The organism is Proteus sp. ZN5, from assembly GCF_011046025.1.
GTDB lineage: Bacteria > Pseudomonadota > Gammaproteobacteria > Enterobacterales > Enterobacteriaceae > Proteus.
The window spans coordinates 2,924,776-2,945,630 of sequence record NZ_CP047639.1 but is presented as its reverse complement, the minus strand read 5'-3'; the positions used below and the strand labels follow the sequence as shown (position 1 = coordinate 2,945,630).

The 20,855-nt window shown below is 39.0% G+C and carries 22 protein-coding genes; 9 read left to right on the top strand and 13 right to left on the bottom strand.

Features of this window, described 5'->3' with window-relative positions; translation table 11 throughout:
* Positions 1 to 160: 160 nt before the first annotated feature.
* Entirely contained in the window at positions 161 to 760 is a 600-nt protein-coding gene (ribA, locus tag GTK47_RS13575; protein WP_165124036.1) for a GTP cyclohydrolase II, read from the bottom strand.
* A 266-nt stretch (positions 761 to 1,026) separates the two neighbouring features.
* On the opposite strand from ribA, the gene pgpB reads away from it, so the two are divergent.
* The 6 genes from pgpB (at position 1,027) to GTK47_RS13545 (ending at position 5,031) form a co-directional block, all read left to right on the top strand.
* Positions 1,027 to 1,746 (top strand): phosphatidylglycerophosphatase B, encoded by a 720-nt coding sequence (gene pgpB, locus GTK47_RS13570; RefSeq protein ID WP_165124034.1) that lies wholly within the window; start codon positions 1,027 to 1,029, stop codon positions 1,744 to 1,746.
* Between the two features lie 159 nt (positions 1,747 to 1,905).
* On the top strand, positions 1,906 to 2,223 hold the full coding sequence (locus GTK47_RS13565) for a LapA family protein (protein WP_036913150.1): 318 nt from the start codon (positions 1,906 to 1,908) through the stop codon (positions 2,221 to 2,223).
* Positions 2,224 to 2,235: 12 nt separating this feature from the next.
* Positions 2,236 to 3,405, top strand: a complete 1,170-nt coding sequence (gene lapB, locus GTK47_RS13560) for a lipopolysaccharide assembly protein LapB (RefSeq protein WP_165124030.1) — start codon at positions 2,236 to 2,238, stop codon at positions 3,403 to 3,405.
* Between the two features lie 45 nt (positions 3,406 to 3,450).
* Complete coding sequence (gene pyrF, locus GTK47_RS13555) at positions 3,451 to 4,185, top strand: orotidine-5'-phosphate decarboxylase (protein ID WP_165124027.1); 735 nt, start codon at positions 3,451 to 3,453, stop codon at positions 4,183 to 4,185.
* Between the two features lie 6 nt (positions 4,186 to 4,191).
* Positions 4,192 to 4,515, top strand: a complete 324-nt coding sequence (gene yciH, locus GTK47_RS13550; protein ID WP_165124024.1) for a stress response translation initiation inhibitor YciH — start codon at positions 4,192 to 4,194, stop codon at positions 4,513 to 4,515.
* A gap of 105 nt (positions 4,516 to 4,620) precedes the next feature.
* Positions 4,621 to 5,031, top strand: coding sequence for a hypothetical protein (locus GTK47_RS13545; RefSeq protein WP_165124021.1), 411 nt, complete (start codon positions 4,621 to 4,623; stop codon positions 5,029 to 5,031).
* Positions 5,032 to 5,103: 72 nt separating this feature from the next.
* On the opposite strand, the gene GTK47_RS13540 is transcribed toward GTK47_RS13545, so the two are convergent.
* The 10 genes from GTK47_RS13540 to GTK47_RS13495 form a co-directional block, all read right to left on the bottom strand.
* The gene (locus tag GTK47_RS13540) at positions 5,104 to 5,652 is read right to left on the bottom strand and encodes an RNA 2'-phosphotransferase (RefSeq protein WP_165124018.1); all 549 of its coding nucleotides are present in this window, start codon (positions 5,650 to 5,652) and stop codon (positions 5,104 to 5,106) included.
* A 180-nt stretch (positions 5,653 to 5,832) separates the two neighbouring features.
* A complete protein-coding gene (locus tag GTK47_RS13535) occupies positions 5,833 to 7,779 on the bottom strand; it encodes an exoribonuclease II (RefSeq protein WP_165124015.1) in 1,947 nt (648 codons plus the stop codon).
* 113 nt (positions 7,780 to 7,892) lie between these two features.
* Positions 7,893 to 8,531: an endonuclease III gene (gene nth / locus GTK47_RS13530; RefSeq protein WP_075672064.1), complete on the bottom strand. Its 639-nt coding sequence runs from the start codon at positions 8,529 to 8,531 to the stop codon at positions 7,893 to 7,895.
* Positions 8,532 to 8,543: 12 nt separating this feature from the next.
* On the bottom strand, positions 8,544 to 9,248 hold the full coding sequence (locus GTK47_RS13525) for an electron transport complex subunit E (protein WP_165124012.1): 705 nt from the start codon (positions 9,246 to 9,248) through the stop codon (positions 8,544 to 8,546).
* 1 nt (position 9,249) lies between these two features.
* On the bottom strand, positions 9,250 to 9,876 hold the full coding sequence (gene rsxG, locus GTK47_RS13520) for an electron transport complex subunit RsxG (RefSeq protein ID WP_165126652.1): 627 nt from the start codon (positions 9,874 to 9,876) through the stop codon (positions 9,250 to 9,252).
* A 16-nt stretch (positions 9,877 to 9,892) separates the two neighbouring features.
* The gene (gene rsxD / locus GTK47_RS13515) at positions 9,893 to 10,969 is read right to left on the bottom strand and encodes an electron transport complex subunit RsxD (RefSeq protein WP_165124009.1); all 1,077 of its coding nucleotides are present in this window, start codon (positions 10,967 to 10,969) and stop codon (positions 9,893 to 9,895) included.
* 6 nt (positions 10,970 to 10,975) lie between these two features.
* Positions 10,976 to 13,519 (bottom strand): electron transport complex subunit RsxC, encoded by a 2,544-nt coding sequence (rsxC, locus tag GTK47_RS13510; RefSeq protein ID WP_165124006.1) that lies wholly within the window; start codon positions 13,517 to 13,519, stop codon positions 10,976 to 10,978.
* A complete protein-coding gene (gene rsxB, locus GTK47_RS13505) occupies positions 13,512 to 14,138 on the bottom strand; it encodes an electron transport complex subunit RsxB (protein WP_165124003.1) in 627 nt (208 codons plus the stop codon). Before rsxB ends, rsxC begins: the two co-directional genes overlap by 8 nt.
* Positions 14,138 to 14,719, bottom strand: coding sequence for an electron transport complex subunit RsxA (gene rsxA, locus GTK47_RS13500; protein ID WP_006536930.1), 582 nt, complete (start codon positions 14,717 to 14,719; stop codon positions 14,138 to 14,140). The genes rsxB and rsxA overlap by 1 nt, the downstream gene beginning before the upstream one ends.
* A gap of 94 nt (positions 14,720 to 14,813) precedes the next feature.
* Positions 14,814 to 15,281 carry a DUF2569 domain-containing protein gene (locus GTK47_RS13495; protein ID WP_099075330.1) on the bottom strand — a complete coding sequence of 156 codons (468 nt, stop codon included), beginning with the start codon at positions 15,279 to 15,281 and terminating at the stop codon, positions 14,814 to 14,816.
* A 131-nt stretch (positions 15,282 to 15,412) separates the two neighbouring features.
* On the opposite strand from GTK47_RS13495, the gene GTK47_RS13490 reads away from it, so the two are divergent.
* Both GTK47_RS13490 and GTK47_RS13485 read left to right on the top strand, forming a co-directional pair.
* A complete protein-coding gene (locus GTK47_RS13490; RefSeq protein WP_088495673.1) occupies positions 15,413 to 16,456 on the top strand; it encodes an oxidoreductase in 1,044 nt (347 codons plus the stop codon).
* A 22-nt stretch (positions 16,457 to 16,478) separates the two neighbouring features.
* Complete coding sequence (locus GTK47_RS13485) at positions 16,479 to 17,459, top strand: bile acid:sodium symporter family protein (RefSeq protein WP_165124000.1); 981 nt, start codon at positions 16,479 to 16,481, stop codon at positions 17,457 to 17,459.
* A gap of 96 nt (positions 17,460 to 17,555) precedes the next feature.
* Here the strand turns inward: GTK47_RS13485 and GTK47_RS13480 are convergent, their stop codons facing one another.
* Together GTK47_RS13480 and add are read right to left on the bottom strand one after the other, a co-directional pair.
* Positions 17,556 to 18,008, bottom strand: a complete 453-nt coding sequence (locus GTK47_RS13480; protein WP_206535859.1) for a hypothetical protein — start codon at positions 18,006 to 18,008, stop codon at positions 17,556 to 17,558.
* A gap of 132 nt (positions 18,009 to 18,140) precedes the next feature.
* The gene (gene add / locus GTK47_RS13475) at positions 18,141 to 19,142 is read right to left on the bottom strand and encodes an adenosine deaminase (RefSeq protein WP_165123997.1); all 1,002 of its coding nucleotides are present in this window, start codon (positions 19,140 to 19,142) and stop codon (positions 18,141 to 18,143) included.
* 680 nt (positions 19,143 to 19,822) lie between these two features.
* Between add and GTK47_RS13470 the strand changes: the two genes are divergently transcribed.
* Complete coding sequence (locus tag GTK47_RS13470; protein ID WP_165123994.1) at positions 19,823 to 20,791, top strand: VWA domain-containing protein; 969 nt, start codon at positions 19,823 to 19,825, stop codon at positions 20,789 to 20,791.
* Positions 20,792 to 20,855 lie beyond the last annotated feature (64 nt).

Genomic DNA, 20,855 nt, shown 5'->3' with positions numbered 1-20,855 from the left:
TATAATTTAATGATGAAAGAGCGGTAAAAAGAACAATATATAAGTAAAGAAAAATAGATAAAGAATGAATTCACAAGGTAATAGAGTAAAAGTAATCAATAAAAAATCCGAGCTATTTAGGCTCGGATTTGAAAATAATTAATGCTGTGTTGTTACTTTATTATTGCGCTTTCTTAAATAAAAGATGGCCCATTTTATCGGCTTTAGTATCAAGATAATGCGCATTGCTTGGATTACGTCCGACGATCAATGGCACTCGCTCGATAACATTAATGCCTGCGGCTTTCATGATTTCAATTTTCTTCGGATTATTGGTTAATAACCGAACTTCATGAACATCCAATAGGTTATACATGTCAGCACAAAGGGTAAAATCGCGTTCGTCAGCTTTAAAACCTAACTCGAGGTTCGCTTCAACGGTATCTAATCCTTTATCTTGTAATGCATAAGCGCGTATTTTATTTAGTAATCCAATATTTCGGCCTTCTTGGCGATGATAAAGTAATACGCCACGACCCGCTTTGCTGATTTGTGAAAGCGCAGCTTCAAGTTGGAAACCACAATCACAACGTAGGCTAAATAAAGCATCACCCGTTAAGCACTCTGAATGAATACGAGATAATACAGGCTCTGAGCCTGAAATATCGCCATAAACAAGGGCGACATGATCTTTTCCTGTTGCGATTTCTTCAAAACCAACCATTAAAAACTCACCAAAAGGAGTAGGTAGTTTTGCTTCTGCGATACGTCTTAATTTCATTATTTTTGACTCATAATTTCAGGTGAAACTCTCGTTCAAGATTATACACTTTATAACGAGAACAAAGAGAAATAAAACACTGAAATGCTTCCATGTCTGATAGGCAAGGAAATGGGGTAACACACACTTATAAATTCACACCACTACAAATTATCAGATTTTGCGCCTTCTTGCATAATGATTTATTGCTAAACTAGCATCGATTATACTAATTACCTTTAAGCATGAGCGAAAGACAATGTTTGTATTTAACAAGGGGCAATATATTGAATAAGCAGATAACTAAATTAATTTTATTAGGCAGTATATTGCTCTTAATCATACCGAGTGTTGTGTTGGTATTGGATTGGAAATGGCAACCTACCGACCACCCTTTAGGCGGTATAAGTACATTATGGATAGCAGATAGTGCAGCAAAACCTTGGGGGGCAGTGACTATTATTGCTTTTCTAGTACTGCTTTTTATGGTTTTAAAATTAAAGCGTAACCATTTCATTCAATTAGCGGTAATAATTATTGCTACACTGGCTATTGGGCAATTAATAAAAGTTGCGGTTAAAAACACAGCAAAAGAGCCTCGTCCTTATGTTGTTTGGGTTAGTGAAAATTTGCACATCAGCTCTGAAACTTTTTATCAAGTTTCAAGACCAGAACGAGAACAATTGCTTCAAAATGGATTAGCCAATTCACCAGTGATCCCTGAATGGCAACTTAAACATTGGAAAGCTGAAACAGGTTATGCTTTTCCGTCGGGTCATAGCTTATTTTCTGCTACACTCGCATTATTTGTTTTTGTCCTTTTTATGTTGCGTCGTCATTATTTTTTAGCGTCACTCGGGTTATTATGGGGAATTGATGTCACGGTAGGGCGTATTGTATTAGGAATGCACTGGGCATCTGATGTGATTGTCGGTATTCTTATCAGTACAGTGCTGGTTTGGTGTGCATTTAAGGTGATTGAGCGACGTTTATTGCTCAAATCCTGACAATAGCCCTTATTTTTGAGATACAGAATGTCTTTTTCGATATTTATGTGAAAAAATATACGAAAATCAGATGATTCTAAGAAATCACTTTCTTTGTGCGCAGTGAAAATGCTACCTTTATCTGTCTACTAAAGAAAAGAGAATAAAAAAGGAAATAATGTGAAAAAAGTCCTACTTTTTATTTTGGTTATTCTTGTTCTTGCCATCGTGGTGATTGCCATGACTTTAGGCACAAATAACGATCAGGTAGTCACATTTAATTACCTTATTGCTCAAGGTGAATATCGTATTTCTACCTTGTTAGCTACCCTGTTTGGTGTGGGCTTTGTACTTGGCTGGATTGTAAGTGGTGTTTTTTATCTACGTGTACGCTTATCACTAGGCCGTGCAAAACGTAAAATTAAACGTCTTGAAAGCGCCCAAACAAAACAAGAAAACCAAGAAAGTCGCCCAACGGTTGCTTCTGCTACGAAATAAGGACGATAGCTGATGCTAGAATTGCTGTTTCTGTTATTACCTGTCGCTGCGGCTTACGGCTGGTATATGGGGCGTCGTGGCGCTCAACAGGACAAACAGCAGAACGCCGATCGCCTGTCACGTGAGTATGTGGCGGGTGTTAACTTTTTACTTTCTGATCAACAAGATAAAGCTGTTGATCTTTTCCTCGAAATGCTTAAAGAAGATAGCTCCGCTTTTGAGGCCCATCTTACTTTAGGTAATCTTTTCCGCTCTCGTGGCGAAGTTGAACGAGCTATTCGTATCCACCAATCGTTAATGGAGAGTGCTGCACTTTCCTTTGAACAGCGTCTACTTGCTGTTCAACAGTTAGGTCGTGACTATGTGGCGGCGGGCGTTTACGATCGTGCTGAAAATATGTTTCAGCAACTTATTGATGAACAAGAATTTCGTCAAAGTGCGCTACAATCTTTGCTTGCCATTTACCAGTTAACCAGCGATTGGGGTAAAGCCATAGAAACGGCTGAAAAATTGGTGAAGCTAGGTCAGCATGAATTAAAAGAACAAATTTCACATTTTTATTGTGAATTAGCACTTCAAGAAATGAGCAGTGATAATCTTGATAATGCACTGAATTTGTTACAAAAAGCAGGGCAAATGGATCCACTTTGTGCCCGTGTTTCAATTATGTATGGTCGTATCTATATTGCTCGTGATGATAAACAAAAAGCTATTGATGTTTTAATGAAAGTCATTGAGCAAGACAAAGAGATGGTCAGTGAAACCCTGCCGATGCTTTTTGAATGTTTCCAATCTCAAGGCGATACTTCTCGTTGGGAAACTTATTTACGTCAATGTGTAGACAGTAATTGTGGTGCGATTGCTGAACTTTATCTTGCTGACATTATTGAAGCTAAAGAAGGTATTGAAGCGGCTCAGTTATACATTAATCGCCAATTAGAGCGTCATCCAACCATGCGCCTGTTCTATCGTTTAATGCGTTACCACTTAGCAGAAGCGGAAGAAGGACGCGCCAAAGAGAGCCTTATCTTATTGCGCTATATGGTTGGTGAACAAATTCGCACAAAACCAGATTATCGTTGCCATAAATGTGGTTTTACCTCTCATGCATTATATTGGCATTGTCCATCCTGTCGTTCATGGGATACCGTTAAACCTATTCGCGGTTTAGATGGTCAGTGACGATGTCACTTTTTTAATAGTCTCTTTATAAATAAAGGCCCTAAAATGTCATTTCATTGTGATAAAAAATCGCCCGAGCTTACCTGCGCGCCCGTTATTGTGGCACTAGACTATGAAGATCAAAAAAGTGCATTAGATTTTGCACAGCGTATCGATCCCTCATCTTGTCGTTTAAAAATTGGTAAAGAGATGTTTACCCGTTTTGGACCTCAATTTGTCACTCAGTTACAAAAAGAAGGGTTTGATATTTTCTTAGATTTGAAATTCCATGATATTCCCAATACCGTTGCAAGAGCTGTCGCCGCCGCTGCTGATTTAGGTGTATGGATGGTCAATGTACATGCAAGTGGTGGAAGTCGTATGATGCGTGCTGCCAAAGAGAGCCTTACCGCCTTTGGTAAAGATGCACCACTTTTAACGGCAGTGACTGTACTTACCAGTATGGACCAATCTGATTTAATTGAATTGGGAATAACATTGACGCCTGCAGAACAAGCTGAACGTTTAGCGTTACTGACAAAATCTTGTGGTCTTGATGGTGTTGTCTGCTCTGCGCATGAAGCAACGCGCTTTAAACAAGTTTGTGGTGATGATTTCTTATTAGTCACTCCAGGTATTCGCCCAGCAGGAAGTGATGTTGGCGATCAGCGTCGCGTAATGACACCAGAGCAAGCTATTGCAGCTGGTGTTGATTATATGGTGATTGGTCGTCCTATCACGCGTAGCGATAATCCTCTTGAAACACTGCAACAAATTAATCGTTCTATACAAGGTATGTAATTTAACATGGATAATAACTCTCGTTTGGTTTATTCCACCGATGCGGGTCGCATAAAAGAAGAAGAGCAAAAGCCTGTTCGTCCTGCCGGTGATGGTATTGTGCGTATTCAACGCCAAACTAGTGGACGCAAAGGTAAAGGTGTTTGCGTTGTTTCAGGTATCGATCTGGATGATACAGAGTTAGCCAAACTGGCGGCCGAACTGAAGAAAAAATGTGGTTGTGGTGGTAGTGTAAAAGACGGCTTAATTGAGATCCAAGGCGATAAGCGTGATTTAATTAAATCGCTGTTAGAAGCCAAAGGAATGAAAGTTAAACTTGCTGGTGGCTGATTTATTTAGCTAGATAGCAACGAAATTAATCATAGTGCGCTGATTTTCCATTGAGATTAGCGCATTTTTATTGTCATATAAGAAATGTCTTTTTAAAGGTATTTTATGAAAGCGCATTTGATGATTGTTGCACTGTTATATTCTTCTGCGCTTTTTGCAGAAAACAAGACTGAGAATATAGTTGTTCATGATAAATATTGCTCTTCGCCAGAGCAAACAATGGATGAAGTCTTTGAGAATGGGGCATTAACCTATTGTGTTTATGCAGATCTTTCAATTGCAGATGCTTATAAAAAATATGTCAGTGAGCATGATGAAGATTATCTTGTAAAAACCATTAAGGTGAACAATGACATCCAAAAAGAGTATACAAAAGATGGTGTTTCTGTTGATTATAAGTGGGAAAGTGCGAAGAAATTAATGATAGAACAACAGTTTTCAGGTGGTTTTACGGAGTTTTTGCTAGAAGAAGATAAGAAAGGCACGAAAATCACAATTACGGGATATCCTGATTAATTGTTAGTAAAACAGCGAAGTTTATAAGTAAGATTATAGGTGACAATGTCACCTATTTTTTTGCATTTCATTTTATACTTTCTCATCTATTTTTAGATATTTCACTGGCACTGAAAGTGTTAGCCAAACACCATTATCAGCCTGATAAAACTCAAAACCTTCATTAAACATTTTTTCACTATCCACCGTTAAAACAATGGCTTTTCCATGACGATCACCAACATTCACGGCTGTTTTATAATCTTGTGAAAGGTGAACATATTGACGACCATTAGGAATTAAACCTTGCTCAAAAATACTGTCGATAAAGCGAGTTGCTGTACCGTGAAAAAGCATTTTAGGGGGAGTAATAGCTTGGTAATCAATTGTGGTTTTAAGTGAATGGCCTTGAACTGCACGAATAAAAAGTCCGTTTTCTGAAATAGCAAAACGCTTTTTATCATTGGTTTCTACAACGTCTTTAATTAATTCAAGGGTTAGCGCTGTTCCATTTTTCTGTGCTAAAGGGATTAATTTTGATATTTCTCCCCATCCTTGGTCATCTAACGTTAAACCGATGCTTTCAGGGGCGTGACGTAAGATATAACTTAAAAAACGACTAATTTGTACTTTGTCTTTCATTGATTTAATCCATTTATTAACTATTCAATTTATGATGCAAGAGAAAATTCCCATGCAACATAAAAACATTTCCTTTCTTTTTAATGCTCTTTTTTATCGCTAGTTTAAAAATTATAGGTATAAAAAAGCTGATAGCTCAAAACGAACTATCAGCCTTATTGTATACCGATTTAAGTCCTATTAGATAGGACGAGCGACAATATTACGAGTTTCCAGTTTTACATCTTCAATGCGAACAGGAATGACATCATTGAGTTTATACGCGGTTTCGCCTTTCACAATAACAGTACCTGTCTCTTGGCTACATTGGATTTCGTCACGTACAGCATGTAAGAATGGTGCAGGAATAAAGGCTACAGCACCATTTTCAACTAGGCGAACACGTACACCACCACGAGTAATATCGATAATTTCTGCATTAAATGGTGTTTCAGTGCCAGCAAAAGGTTTTAAGAAACGAGCATATAACCAATCGCCCACATCACGTTCAGCCATACGGTTAGCACGGCGACGCTCTGCAATACGAATGCCATCTTCTTCTTGCGGTTTTTCAGCGCTTTCTTTGCTGATAATCGCTTTGAGTAAACGGTGATTTAAAATATCACTGTATTTACGAATTGGTGAAGTCCATGTTGCATAAGCTTCTAACCCCAAGCCAAAGTGAGGGCCTGGCTCTGCTTTGATTTCAGCAAAGTTCTGGAAGCGACGAATACGGCTATCAAGGAATTGATTTGGCTGATTATCAAGTTCACGACGCAATTGGCAGAAGCCTTCAAGCGTTAACAAACTTTCAGATGTCGTTTCAATACCGTTATCTTTTAAGGTTTGTACGACTTGATCGATATAAAGTGGATCAAAGCCTGTATGAACGTTGTAAACGCCAAAGCCTAAGTTTTTCGCCAGCACCTTTGCCGCACAGATATTGGCGGTGATCATCGCTTCTTCAACAATGCGGTTTGCGATACGGCGTTTTTCTGCCACGATATCTAAAACATTACCGCCTTCATCAAGAATAAAACGGTAATCTGGGCGTTCTTTAAAGACCAGAGCATGTTTTTCACGCCATTCATGACGTTTTTCACACATCTCTTTTAATAACATTACTTGCTCATGAACTATTTCATTTTCAGGTTGCCATTGTGAACTTTCACCTTCTAACCAATCTGAAATGTTGTCATAAACCAGCTTAGCTTTTGATTCTACCCATGCAGAGTAAAAATGAATATCTTCAAGCAGAGCGCCATCTTCAGTGATGCTGACTTGGCAAACTAATGCAGGGCGTTTTTCATTAGGGCGTAATGAGCAAATGTTATCTGATAGCTCACGAGGCAACATTGGGATATTAAAGCCTGGTAGATAATTAGTCAGCGCACGTTGTGCCGCAACTTTATCTAATTCACTATTTGGCAGAATATAAGCCGTTGGATCGGCGATTGCGATAAATAGCGTTAATTGACCATTCTCTTCTTTACGAATAAAGAGCGCATCATCCATATCTTCTGTTGATGCACTATCAATAGTGACAAAGGAGAGAGAAGTCAGGTCTTCACGAGGCAAAGTATCATGTAATGTCAGCACTTCGTTACCCATTTCAGGCGCATTACGTTCAAGTTGATGACGCATTAAGGTCACCCACCAAGGCGCAAAGTGATCATCTTTATCCGTGATATAGTCGGTTATTTCTGCCTGAAAACCTTTATCACCTTTATTAAGAGGGTGACGACGCATTACAGCAACAACCCAATCTTGATCAACAAAGCTATGTGTTAAGCCTTGAGCTGGGCGACAAGGAATAGCGTCTTTTAAAAGAGGGTGGTCTGGAATTATCCACAGACGGTTATCACCTTCTTTTTTCTGAATACGGCCGACAAAACGTGTTAAGAAAGGTTCGACTAACTCTTCGGGTTCAACCGACTCTTTATCGCCGTTTGTATGAACGGCAGCAATAACTTTGTCGCCGTGCATCACTTTTTTCATTTGCGGAGGGGGAATAAAATAGCTTTTCTGACCATCAACTTCAAGGAAGCCAAAGCCTTTATCTGTTCCCTTTACAAGGCCTTCCACGCGCGGTGTCTGGGCATGGAGTTGCTGTTTTAGCTGTGCAAGCAGCGGATTGTCTTGAAACATATTTTTCCGGAAAGTCGGCAGTTTTAATAATAAAAGTGGGCAATAGTTTTATTCGATTGTGTGTAGTGACGCAAGTAATATTGCATCAGAAAAACAGACAAATCGGCAAAAAATTATTCAGGATCTGTTTTTTCTTTAAATTCACAAAGATCTTCAATAATACAAGAGCCACACCGTGGTTTTCGTGCAATACAGGTATAACGACCATGAAGAATAAGCCAATGGTGACAGTCAACTTTAAATTCTGCCGGAACAACCTTTAACAGTTTTTGTTCAACTTCATTGACATTTTTACCTGGGGCGAAACCTGTGCGATTACTCACTCTAAAGATATGTGTATCGACAGCGATTGTTGGCCAGCCAAATGCGGTGTTTAAAACGACATTGGCTGTTTTGCGACCGACGCCGGGTAAGGCTTCTAGGGCTTCTCTGTTTTCAGGAACTTCACTGTTATGTTTATCGACTAAGATTTGACACGTCTTAATCACATTTTCAGCTTTAGTATTATATAGACCGATGGTTTTAATGTATTTCTTAAGACCATCGACACCTAAAGTCAGTATCGCCTGTGGCGTATTGGCAACAGGGTAAAGCTTAGCTGTTGCCTTATTAACACTCACATCGGTGGCTTGTGCAGAGAGTAATACGGAGATCAATAGTTCAAACGGAGAGTCAAATTTTAGCTCTGTCGTTGGTTGCGGATTGTCATCGCGCAACCGAGTTAGAATTTCAATACGTTTTGCTTGATTCATTATGCTCACAAATTAATTTTTAGCGATATGACTACCACAGCCTTGTTCTTTTTCGTAAGTTTTAGTTGTCGAAGTGCTGCGCTTTTTCTGTCTTTCATCAATTAGGTATTTTGCTGCTAACATAAAGCCTAAGCCGATAAAAGCACCCGGTGGCAAAATAGCGAGTAAGAAGGGTGAGTCTAAATGTACTATCTCAACTCTTAATACTTGCGCCCATTCACCTAATAGTAAATCAGCCCCGTCAAATAATGTACCGTTACCTAATACTTCACGTATAGCACCTAAAACAAAGAGTGCGGCAGTTGCGCCTAATCCCATCGCTAGACCATCAATAGCTGAAGGAAAAACTTCATTCTTAGCCGCAAAAGCTTCAGCACGACCAATAACAATACAGTTAGTGACGATCAATGGAATGAAGATCCCTAAAGATTGATATAAGCCATAGGCGTATGCGTTGATCAGTAATTGCACAGCACTGACGACTGACGCAATTATCATAACATAAATTGGGATACGAATTTCAGAAGGAACCCAACGACGTAAGCTAGAAACGGCCACATTTGTGCAAAGTAGGACTAATGTTGTCGCAATACCTAAGCCTAAGGCGTTTGTTGCTGTTGAGGAAACCGCCAGTAAAGGGCACAACCCAAGTAATTGCACTAAAGCTGAGTTGTTTTTCCATAACCCTTGAGAAAAGAGCTCTTTAATTGAGTTCATATTAATTTGCCTCACAGACAGAGAGTGTATCCAATTTCTCTGGTAAAGATTGTATTAACCACGCAGTACGCTTTGATGAGTTGACGACAGCGCGAGGGGTGATCGTCGCACCCGTAAATTGATCAAAATCTCCGCCATCTTTTTTTACTGCCCAGTGCGGATCGTTTTCACTAGAAATGAATCTATTACTCAGTGTCGTGATCCAATCCGAAATACGTGTTTCAATTTTATCACCCAGCCCCGGAGTTTCATTATGAGCAGTAACACGCACACCAAGGACATTTCCTTTAAAGTCGGCACCCACAAGAAGCTCAATGGCACCTGAATATCCATCGGGTGCAGTAGATTCTAATGCGGCAGCAACAGGTTTACCGTCTAAACGGGCAACATAAACTTTATGGGGCTTGGTATTACCTAACTCTGGTGCGGTAAGAAGATAGCAATCTTTAGAAAGCGAATTGTTATATATCGCTTTGGGGATCACTTGATCCAATAATTTTTGTTTCTCTAAGGCAACTTGCTCTGCAATGGTATCTGCTGTGAGGTGATAGACCACGGCGGTTAAGCCCGTAGTACAAGCAGCAAAGATAGCTAATGTGAGTCCATGGCGTTTTAAGATTTCGATCATCATTTTCTCCTTAGCATTAATGCCCGTAAACACGAGGGCGTGTATAGCTATCAATAAGAGGTACAGCGATATTGGCAAGTAATACAGAGAAAGCAACGGCATCTGGATATCCGCCATAAACACGGATAACCCAAACTAATAAACCAATCATTCCTGCATAAATTAAACGACCTTTAGGCGTTGTAGAGGCGCTAACTGGATCAGTGGCAATAAAAAATGCCCCTAACATGGTTGCTCCAGAGAAAATTTGTAATAGCGGTTGTGAGTAACGTGTAGGATCAATGCCCCAGCTAATAACCGAGCATAGTGCTAATACAGAAATCATCGCAACAGGGATATGCCAGCTAATAATGCGTTTATAAAGCAGAATTAATCCACCCACTAAATAAGCTACATTCACCCATTGCCAGCCAATGCCCGCAAATTCACCTTGTAAAATAGGTGTCGCTAACACTTCATCAATAGAGTGAGTTAATAAGCCTGTTTTAAAGCTATCAAGAGGTGTTGCTTGTGTAATGCCATCAACAGAGCGTCTTAAATCTTCAAGCGTTAAACCAGATGATGTATGTCCCGTAAAGAAGATACTTAAACTATCCATTACATTGTAAGAGACAGCTTGTAATTCAACCGGAGGCATCCATGATGTCATTTGTACTGGGAATGAGATCAGTAAAACCACATAACCCACCATTGCTGGATTAAATGGATTTTGTCCTAAGCCACCATAAATATGTTTTGCGATAACAATGGCAACAAAAGTACCTAACACAATGATCCACCACGGTGCTAAAGGTGGAATACTAATGGCGAGTAATACGCCAGTTAGCAACGCTGAATTGTCTTTCAGATACAGTAAAGGATCTTCTTTTTTGAGCTTTACGCAGAGTGTTTCAGTGACAAGCGCTACGATAATCGCTAACACAATTTGGTAAATGGTTCCTAGGCCAAAAAAATAGATCTGGCTTAAGATCCCCGGCAGTGCTGCTAATGTTACCCATAGCATAACTTGGCTGGTGGACTGCTGATTATGCGTAAAAGGTGAACTCGCAATTTTTAATTTACTATTGTTATTTTGTATTGGTCTGAATTTCATCTGTGATTAATCCAAGGTAACTTCTTCTTTAGCTCGACGTTTTTCGGCTTCTTTTTTCGCTTTTACTCTGGCAATGGCGGCAGCAACGGCAGCTTTGCGTGGATCAACTTCTTCCGTTTCAGCATTTTGAGCAGAGGCATTATCAATGGTTATTTCTGCTTGAGCTTGTTGAGCTTCTTTTTTTGCTTTTACTCTGGCAATAGCGGCAGCAACGGCAGCTTTGCGTGGATCAACTTCTTCCATTTCAGCATTTTGAGCAGAGGCATTATCAATTGTTGTTTCTACTGGAGCTTGTTGAGCTTCTTTTTTTGCTTTTACTCTGGCAATAGCGGCAGCAACAGCAGCTTTACGTGGATCGACTTCTTCCACTTCGGCATTTTGAACTGGGGCTTCTGCGGTTGATGATGCTTCAGAAGCTTGCTGTGCTTTTTTAGCTTTAACACGCGCTAATGCAGCAGCAACAGCAGCTTTGCGTGGATCAACTTCTTCCATTTCAGCATTTTGAGCAGAGGCATTATCAATTGTTGTTTCTACTGGAGCTTGTTGAGCTTCTTTTTTTGCTTTTACTCTGGCAATAGCGGCAGCAACAGCAGCTTTACGTGGATCAACTTCTTCCGTTTCAGCATTTTGAGCAGAGGCTTCATCAATTGTTGTTTCTACTGGAGCTTGTTGAGCTTCTTTTTTTGCTTTTACTCTGGCAATAGCGGCAGCGACAGCAGCTTTACGCGGATCAACTTCTTCCACTTCAGCATTTTGAATAGGGGCTTCTGTGGTTGATGATGCTTCAGAAGCTTGCTGTGCTTTTTTGGCTTTAACACGCGCTAATGCGGCAGCGACAGCAGCTTTACGTGGATCAGCATCTTCACTCTCACTTGTTATATTCTCACTTGAGGTTTCTAGTGCTTTTTGCTGTGCTAATTTAGCGGCTTGTTTTGCTCTGACTTCCTCTTTACGTTTTTTACGTGCAGCAATCGCGGCTGCATTATCTGGCTCTTCACCCGCTTTAACAGAAATAATTTTGCCAATACTTTGTTTGGCTTTTACGCGAGAAAGTGCAGATTGAACTTCACTGTGATCTTCATCATCAAGTTTAACTGCAGCACGTTGATGTCTAGCTTCACGCTCCAGTTTTTCGCGTTCCATACGTATTTTTTTCGCTTCAAAACGTGCTTTAGCCTCAGCCGCGCGTTTTGCTTCCGCATCAATTTCACGTATTTCTGCTTTTTCTTGGCGATAGTATTGAACTAGCGGAATATTACTTGGGCAAACAAACGCACAAGCACCACATTCAATACAATCAAATAAATTATGTTGTTGTGCTTTCTCATGCTCTTTACCTTTACTAAACCAGTAAAGTTGTTGAGGTAATAAACCACTAGGGCAAGCATCAACACAATGACCACAACGGATACAGGCTTCTTCAAGGTTATCTGTATCCATTTCTTCGGCAGAAGGGATAAGTAAGCAGTTGGTTATCTTAATAACAGGGGCATTTAAGTCTGGTAAGGTAAAGCCCATTAATGGCCCACCCATAATCACCATCTGTTCAGAGCCTGCAACAAAACCCGCTTGTTTTAGTAATGAGTAAATTGGCGTACCTAAACGAGCCCAAAAGTTACCCGGTGTTTTAGCGCCATTACCTGTGACTGTGACAACACGTTCAATTAATGGCTCATCATCAATAATGGCACGTTTGATGGCAACAACCGTACCTACGTTTTGCATCAAAACGCCAATATCAGATGAACGTCCTCCTGATGGAACTTCTTTACCGGTTAAGATCTTGGTTAGTTGTTTAGCACCACCTGATGGGTATTTAGTTGGGATGACTCGAATGAAAATACGTTTCTCATCAGGTACAGCACTTAAGGCATTTTTTAATGACTCGATGGCTTCAGGCTTATTGTCTTCAATACCAATTAACACTTCATCTGGAGAGAGTAGGTGAATTAAGACCTGACATCCAGCAATCACTTCATCAGCATGTTCTTGCATTAAGCGATCGTCTGCTGTGATATAAGGCTCACACTCTGCTGCATTGATGATGAGCGTCTTAACGAGGTCGCCACCACCTTTTAATTTTGATGCAGTTGGGAATCCCGCGCCCCCTAATCCTGCAATACCTGCTTCATGGATACGGTTAAGTAACGTATCTCTACTTTCTGATTGGTAATCGATGATAGGTGATTTCTCTCGCCATTCATCTTTACCATCAGATTGAATTCTTACCGCAACTTCAGGTAATCCAGAAGGGTGAGCACTTGGAAAAGGTTCTATTGCAGTAACCGTACCAGAGATAGATGCATGAACAGGTAATGTTCTGCCAACTCCTTTTGTTAACGGTTGTCCTTTTAAAACATGCTCACCTACGCTGACACAAAGTTGCCCCGGTACACCTAAGTGCTGATGTATAGGAATAATCACTTCATCAGGTAATTGCGCGATACGCATTGGTGTACGACTTGACTGTAATTTCATTTCAGGGGGATGAATACCGCCTTTAAAATCCCAGATTTTATCTTTTTTAAATAACGAAAAGAGATTAAACATGAGCGTTATCCTCCGCCTTTAATGACGGTTCATCTTCAGGTGTTTCTTCTGGCTCTGCTGGAATGTTTTTTACAGGGATTGTATTTAAATCCCATTTCCAGTTTGAGGTTGTGACTTTGACAGGGACCAAGGTGATACAATCAGTAGGGCAAGGAGGTACACATAAGTCACATCCAGTACATAAGTCTTCAATAACGGTGTGCATAGCACGTGTGGCCCCTACAATGGCATCAACAGGGCACGCTTGAATACACTTAGTACATCCTATGCAATTATCTTCATCAATTAAGGCGACTTTTCTAATTGGATTTAATGCCTCTTCGTCACCATCAAGCGGTTGAGGATCAACCCCCATCAATTCAGCTATTTTTAACATCACCTGTTCGCCACCCGGTGCACAACGATTAATCATCTCACCATTGTTTGCAACCGCATCCGCATAAGGACGACACCCAGGATGGCCACATTGTCCGCATTGGCTTTGCGGTAATATTGCGTCAATTCTTTCGACAATAGGATCTTCTTCCACTTTAAAACGACGTGCGGAATATCCCAAAATTAGCCCAAAGATAAGACCTAGCGCACCAAGTACGCCAATTGCTATCCATAAAGAATTCATTACAGTTTCACCAAACCACTAAAACCCATAAAGGCGAGAGACATTAAACCTGCGGTAATTAAACCAATTGAAGCACCTTTAAATGGTGCAGGTACATTGGCAACGGCTAAGCGTTCTCTAATTGCAGCAAATAATACCATTACAAGAGAAAAACCAACGGCTGCACCAAAACCATAAACGGCAGATTGCATAAATGTGTGGGCTTGATTGATATTTAATAATGCCACACCTAATACAGCGCAGTTTGTGGTAATTAAAGGTAAGAAGATCCCTAATAAACGATAGAGTGTCGGGCTTGTTTTTCTTACGACCATTTCAGTGAATTGTACAACTACTGCAATAACTAAAATAAAGCTCAGTGTGCGTAAATAAAGTAAGTCCAAAGGAACTAAAATAAAATTATCCATCAGCCAAGAACTAATCGAGGCGAGAGTCATAACAAAGGTTGTCGCAAATCCCATACCAATCGCGGTTTCTAATTTTTTTGATACACCCATAAATGGGCATAAACCAAGGAATTTGACGAGTACAAAGTTATTCACCAATACGGTGCCGACGAATAGAAGCAAGTAATCAGTCATTGTTATGCCAAAATTGTTAAACAGAGAAACAAAAAGCCTCCTGAAATAAAGAGGCTAAACAAGCGTATATAATATCAAGGGTAAAGGTGTGAAGTTATCGAACTTGTGTGAAAGTTTCACGAACACGTTTAGAGTACTTGATATAAGGCACAAAGCAGACGGTAGAGAAAACAGACCATAGAAGGGATTGTAATGCTGTTTGATCGTCAACAGGCGCAAAGCCAAAGCTCTTAATTGCTAATAGCAAGTTGATAAGCAACCAAAAAATAAACAGACGCGGAAAGTTTTTAGCGCGATAAAAAAATTGCCTTAGTAGATAAAGCGTAAAACTAAACATCACCCATGTTGTTAACGCAGAGAGATACCAACTTGAGATCAAATGAAAAGGAAGCTGGTGGAGGATTGAAAAGTCTGAAAAATATTTAATAACATACAGAACAGACATCAACCCAGAACCAATAACTGACAAGATCATATAAGCCAATGGCGCAAGCAACCACCCTGTAATAGGCGCTTTTCCTGAAAGGTTATTCTGCGTGTTTGCTTTGAGATCAAATTTCATTAATTAATTATTCCTACTCGTATGTATAGAACTAAACGGGATATTATCACAAACTTTGTTATTATTTATTTAGCTACAAAAGTGAAAGTGATTTTTGTTAATAAAAAAGTATATAAAAATAGGATAGGGTTATGGCAATTAAACTCAATGTTGGAATTATCGGGTATGGTTATGCAAGTAAAACCTTTCATGCACCGCTAATAACAACAACCGAAGGTTTAAATCTTAGTGCAATCTCAAGCTCTGATGAAAATAAAGTTAAACAAGATTTTCCTCATATTACGGTTTATGCAGACCCTCAAGCACTTATTAATGATCCCTCAATAGACCTAATCATTATTCCAACACCGAATAATACTCACTATTCACTGGCTTCACAGGCTTTAGAAAAAGGTAAACATGTTATTGTTGATAAACCGTTTACACTGACACTGGAAGAAGCTGAAAAATTAACTCAGCAAGCAACAGATGCCGGCAAACTTCTTTCTGTTTTTCATAATCGTCGTTGGGATTCCGGTTTCTTAACCGTTAAAAAACTTTTAGCTGATAAAACTCTGGGTGATATCAGTGCATATGAAGCGCATTTTGATCGTTTTCGTCCAACGGTACGTCAACGTTGGCGAGAAGATGCAGGAATTGGTGGTGGGCTTTGGTACGATCTCGCACCTCATGTTCTTGATCAAGCGGTTTGCCTATTTGGTGAACCTAAAGCAATTACTGCGGATATTGCTCAATTACGTCCTAATGCAAAGAATGCCGATTATTTTCATGCATTACTAGAATATGACAATCTTAGAGTCGTTCTTCATGCCTCTATGCTAGTTGCGTCTCCAACGCCTATTTTTGCTATTCATGGAACAAAAGGCAGTTATGTTAAATATGGCCTAGATACTCAAGAAGACGCCTTAAAAGCAGGTTATCTCCCTAATCAAACTTATAACTGGGGAATGGATAGTCAAGATGGTGAGTTAACAACGCTATCAGAGTCTGGTGAGTTAGAGACAACCACACTTACTACACTTTCTGGTGATTATCCCGCTTACTATCAACAAATTTATCGTGCAATTACATTGGGTGAAGAAAACCCTGTTACGCCAATACAAGCAACAGCCATTATGCGTTTGATTGAAGCTGGCGAAATTTCTAATCGTTTAAAACAAACTATTACGCTATAAGCAAAAGGGAGCGTTAAATCTAATGTCTTGGTGGCAAAAACTAAAACTTGATCCTTTTCTCATGATTATGATTTGTGTGGTGACGCTAGCAACGCTACTACCCGCACAAGGCGATATTAAAGTCCTGTTCCAATATCTTACGACCGGTGCGATAGCTCTGCTGTTCTTCTTGCATGGAGCCAAGCTTTCTAGAGAGGCGATACTGGCAGGGCTTGGGCATTGGCGTTTACATCTTACGGTATTTGCGAGTACCTTTATTCTTTTCCCTATTTTGGGGCTAGGATTACAAGTTATTGTGCCTGAATGGATGTCACCGACTGTCTATATGGGTTTTTTATACCTTTGTGCGTTACCTGCAACAGTTCAATCTGCCATTGCCTTTACTTCTGTGGCTGGGGGAAATGTAGCGGCTGCTATTTGTAGTGCATCTGCGTCTAGTATTCTTGGTGTTTTCCTTTCACCAGTATTAGTCGGTTTTTTAATGCAAACACAAGGCTCTGCGGATGATTTCGACACGGCAGGGGCTATTCAATCAATCTTACTGCAACTGATGGTACCTTTTATTATTGGCCACTTATCACGACCTTTAATTGGACGTTGGGTTGATAAACATAAAAAATTAGTGAATAGAACGGATCGTTCTTCTATTTTGCTGGTGGTTTATGTCGCGTTTAGTGAGGCAGTTGTTGAAGGGATCTGGCATAAAATTGACGGTTGGTCGCTATTAACGATTGCCATAGTGAGTTGTATTTTGTTAGCGATTGTCATTTTTGTGAACGTGTATAGTGCAAGATTGCTTGGTTTTAATAAAGAAGATGAAATCACTATTGTTTTTTGTGGCTCTAAAAAGAGCTTAGCAAATGGTGTGCCTATGGCGAATGTGCTATTTCCTGCGGCGACTGTTGGGGTAATGTTATTACCATTAATGATATTCCATCAGATCCAATTAATGGTTTGTGCTGTGTTAGCACAGCGCTATGCTAATCAAGCGGAAAAGAAATAACGTATTTAAGCTGGTGGATAATTAATAATATTAATAAAATATTGATAATTAGATAAGTGAGAAAAAGCATCGATTTAATTTTTTATCGGTGCTTTTTTATTTGTTATAAAGGTCATCATTCTTGTTATGGCCGTTATTTTCTTTTTCATCGGCTAATGAAGATTGTTGAGATTTAAAGGGAAGTGGTAAGCCGAATACAAGATAAATTAAGAAAACAAAACCCATATTTAAATAGTCAGATTTATTATTTTTCGCATCAACCTTTAATTCACAATCGTTGGGTTCTAGCTGATCATTAATATTATATTTGCCTTGGTAAAGCTCATTAAGCATTGTTTGCGCTTGTTCAAATTCTTTATAGTTAACCAGTAGTTTTACGCCTCCAGTTGCTTGAGCATATACTTGGTTATTCCAAACAATATTTTCATCTAAAAGAATGGCATCAATACCTTCTGATTGAAGAAAACCCACTTCAATAGAAGCATCAATGGGTGATAGATATTGCGCTAATAATTTATATTGTCCCCTTGTCGGGTGAATGTTCCACATCGCTTTTCCTTAATGATAATTAAGATCTTGAAAATTAAGTTTAGCCTAAGCGCTGTTAATAATTCCATCTATTTTCAATAAATAAAAAAACCACCTGATAAGCAGATGGTTTTTTTAGAAAATGATTAAATATTAACGTGAACTGACTTTCTTAATTAATGCGTCACGTTCTGTTTGGCTAATAAATGCCATTTTTAAACCATTGATTTGAGTCTGACGAATTTGTTCTGGGGTTAACCCCGCAGCCGGCGCTGCAACATTATATTCGTGTTTCAGCTCAATACCTTCAACCGCAGGATCATCGGTATTAAGAGAGGCAAGAATGCCATGCTCTAAAAATGTTTTTAAAGGATGCTCTGCTAACGAATTGATAGTACTGGTTTGAATATTCGATGTTAAGCAAGACTCAATACCAATTTGATGCTCTGCGAGGTAGTCCATCAAGCGTGGATCTTCAATAGCTTTAACACCATGACCAATACGACTCGCACCTAATTCTTTAATCGCATGCCAAATGCTTTCTGCGCCAGCAGCTTCGCCTGCGTGAACAGTAATATTCCAGCCAGTGTCACGAGCACGATTAAAATGAGGTTGGAATAAATGACCTGGGAAACCTAATTCATCACCCGCTAAATCAAGCGCAGTAATTTTATCTTGATGTTTTAGCAAGCCATTGAGTTCTTGTTGGCATGCATTTTCACCAAAGGTACGGCTTAAAATACCGATTAAACGAATGTCTACATCGTGAGATTGCAATGCACTCTGTACGCCATCAACAATAGCTTCCACTACACCTTCGACAGGGAGTTGATGTTTCATTGCCATATAGTAAGGAGAAAAACGCAGTTCAGCGTAATCAATACCCGCATTAACCACATCCACTACATTTTCATAAGCAACACGACGACATGCATCTAAGTCGGCTAAAACCGCCACCCCCCAATCCAGTTTTTGTAAAAAGCTAACAAGACTTGGCTCATTCTTTGTGATTTGCACATGAGGGCGCAATGCTTCTAATTCATAAGCCGGCAGTGCGATATTATGCTGTTTTGCTAACTCTAAAATTGTTTGAGGACGGATATTACCATCTAAATGGCGATGTAAATCGGTTAAAGGCAACTGTGTGTCAATCACGTGTTATTTTCCTTTTAATAGAAATAATGAAAATCTATCGTTTATAGTGATTTTCTTATAATCGGTAAGTTATAAAATAGTTGCGGATTATTATGACTGATTTTTATTTTATTCACTAACAAATAAACAGGAATTGGTTATTTCTGAAGCTAAAAATGACTATTTTTCTCAGTTTTAAGTTAAAAAGTAAAAAATAAAAAATAGGACTGTCTATTTATTAACTACAATATTCAATGCAATTGACGTGTATTATCAAACTAACTGATACATTGATTTTTGATCTAAAAATAGGGGTGTCATTATAATTGAAGTGTTCTATCAATTGTTTTGATAGATTGACCAAGGATAAATGAACAGAAAAAATAGTTAAGATATTAATTTTTTCACTTGGTTATTCAATAAATTACCCATTTTGTATGTTTCTTTTTTATTGGCTGAAATATTTTAGATGTTTTTCATAAAAGCATGATATTAAAATTTATTTATATTTAAATTTATTTGGCTTTAATTAAATAAAATTAAAATAAATAATAAAATACCCATGTTATTAAATAAGTGATAAAGGAAAGGGAATTAAAGCCATAATACTTTCTCGTTAAATGAAAACATTTAATTAAATGGAGTCATTTCATTATGACTTTTTAATGTTAATTTATTATTTAAAATTAAGGCTAATAATTATGAATGGTAATTCTGATTTAAATATTGAAAAAAGAAATAATAAAATTAAAAATCTGTTGGCTTCAACCTTACTTCCTCCTTCCTCAGAAAATAATCTTACTTATGGTTCTCAAGTCGTTACTGGCGATGGTGCGATTGCGTTGGATTTGGTTGTTGTTATTGATACAAGTGGTTCAATGTCTGATGAGTCCTCGGATTTGAGCAAAGAAGTTGATGCAGCAATACAAGAGGCATCAGAAAAGTGTCCATCAAAACTTCGGGTAACATTTTTAGGTATAGAAGGCACATGGGATGACACTAAATTTGATCAATCAGCGAGTGATTATTTAAAAGCATTGGGTGTTCCTGAAAATCGTTTACAGGCAAGAAAGCCGTTTAAAGAGGCTGACGGTCGTGACCATGCAGGTAATAAAGAGGATTTATGTCGTGCTGTGATTGATTTAAGTAAGCACTTCGATTGGCGTGATGGTGCACGTCGTGCCATTTTTGTATTAGGCGATGAAGGTATGGAAGGTGGCGGTGGTGTTCTTACCAATGCAGCGGTGATAAAAAATAATGAAGCAATTGTGGTTGCTCAGCACGAGAAAGTAAAAGTGTATACCTATCAAGGCACGCCAGACGATAGAATGACTAATTTAGATCGTTTCCCAAGTGTTGCTGATAGAGACAATATTACAAAAGAGTATGTACGCTTAGCGAAGCAAACAGGAGGGCGTTCTTATATCTATACAACAGGTATTGCTAAGTTTTCGTTAGTATTGCAAGAGATCCTCTGTGATAGTTTAACTCCGCCTAATATTCCTAAACCCCATGAGAAAGAGACCAATTGCAGCCATGTCTGTGAGCAATTAACCTCGATTATTTCAACAGTAAATACGCTTGCTGGAATAATTAACAAAACCATTGATTCATGTTGTAAAGATGAATGGAAAAATCACCATACTCCCGCTAAAGATTGTGATTGTTAATTAAACGGTAATATAAAAAAACACCCCAGTGCTATTTACAATGGGGTGTTCTATTTACGGCTCT

Coding starts and splice junctions, on each gene's coding strand:
- ribA (WP_165124036.1), bottom strand. CDS start 760: ATGAAATTAAGACGTATCGCAGAAGCAAAACTACCTACTCCTTTTGGT.
- lapB (WP_165124030.1), top strand. CDS start 2,236: ATGCTAGAATTGCTGTTTCTGTTATTACCTGTCGCTGCGGCTTACGGC.
- pyrF (WP_165124027.1), top strand. CDS start 3,451: ATGTCATTTCATTGTGATAAAAAATCGCCCGAGCTTACCTGCGCGCCC.
- yciH (WP_165124024.1), top strand. CDS start 4,192: ATGGATAATAACTCTCGTTTGGTTTATTCCACCGATGCGGGTCGCATA.
- GTK47_RS13545 (WP_165124021.1), top strand. CDS start 4,621: ATGAAAGCGCATTTGATGATTGTTGCACTGTTATATTCTTCTGCGCTT.
- GTK47_RS13540 (WP_165124018.1), bottom strand. CDS start 5,652: ATGAAAGACAAAGTACAAATTAGTCGTTTTTTAAGTTATATCTTACGT.
- GTK47_RS13535 (WP_165124015.1), bottom strand. CDS start 7,779: ATGTTTCAAGACAATCCGCTGCTTGCACAGCTAAAACAGCAACTCCAT.
- nth (WP_075672064.1), bottom strand. CDS start 8,531: ATGAATCAAGCAAAACGTATTGAAATTCTAACTCGGTTGCGCGATGAC.
- GTK47_RS13525 (WP_165124012.1), bottom strand. CDS start 9,248: ATGAACTCAATTAAAGAGCTCTTTTCTCAAGGGTTATGGAAAAACAAC.
- rsxG (WP_165126652.1), bottom strand. CDS start 9,876: ATGATCGAAATCTTAAAACGCCATGGACTCACATTAGCTATCTTTGCT.
- rsxD (WP_165124009.1), bottom strand. CDS start 10,969: ATGAAATTCAGACCAATACAAAATAACAATAGTAAATTAAAAATTGCG.
- rsxC (WP_165124006.1), bottom strand. CDS start 13,519: ATGTTTAATCTCTTTTCGTTATTTAAAAAAGATAAAATCTGGGATTTT.
- rsxB (WP_165124003.1), bottom strand. CDS start 14,138: ATGAATTCTTTATGGATAGCAATTGGCGTACTTGGTGCGCTAGGTCTT.
- rsxA (WP_006536930.1), bottom strand. CDS start 14,719: ATGACTGATTACTTGCTTCTATTCGTCGGCACCGTATTGGTGAATAAC.
- GTK47_RS13495 (WP_099075330.1), bottom strand. CDS start 15,281: ATGAAATTTGATCTCAAAGCAAACACGCAGAATAACCTTTCAGGAAAA.
- GTK47_RS13490 (WP_088495673.1), top strand. CDS start 15,413: ATGGCAATTAAACTCAATGTTGGAATTATCGGGTATGGTTATGCAAGT.
- GTK47_RS13485 (WP_165124000.1), top strand. CDS start 16,479: ATGTCTTGGTGGCAAAAACTAAAACTTGATCCTTTTCTCATGATTATG.
- GTK47_RS13480 (WP_206535859.1), bottom strand. CDS start 18,008: ATGTGGAACATTCACCCGACAAGGGGACAATATAAATTATTAGCGCAA.
- GTK47_RS13470 (WP_165123994.1), top strand. CDS start 19,823: ATGAATGGTAATTCTGATTTAAATATTGAAAAAAGAAATAATAAAATT.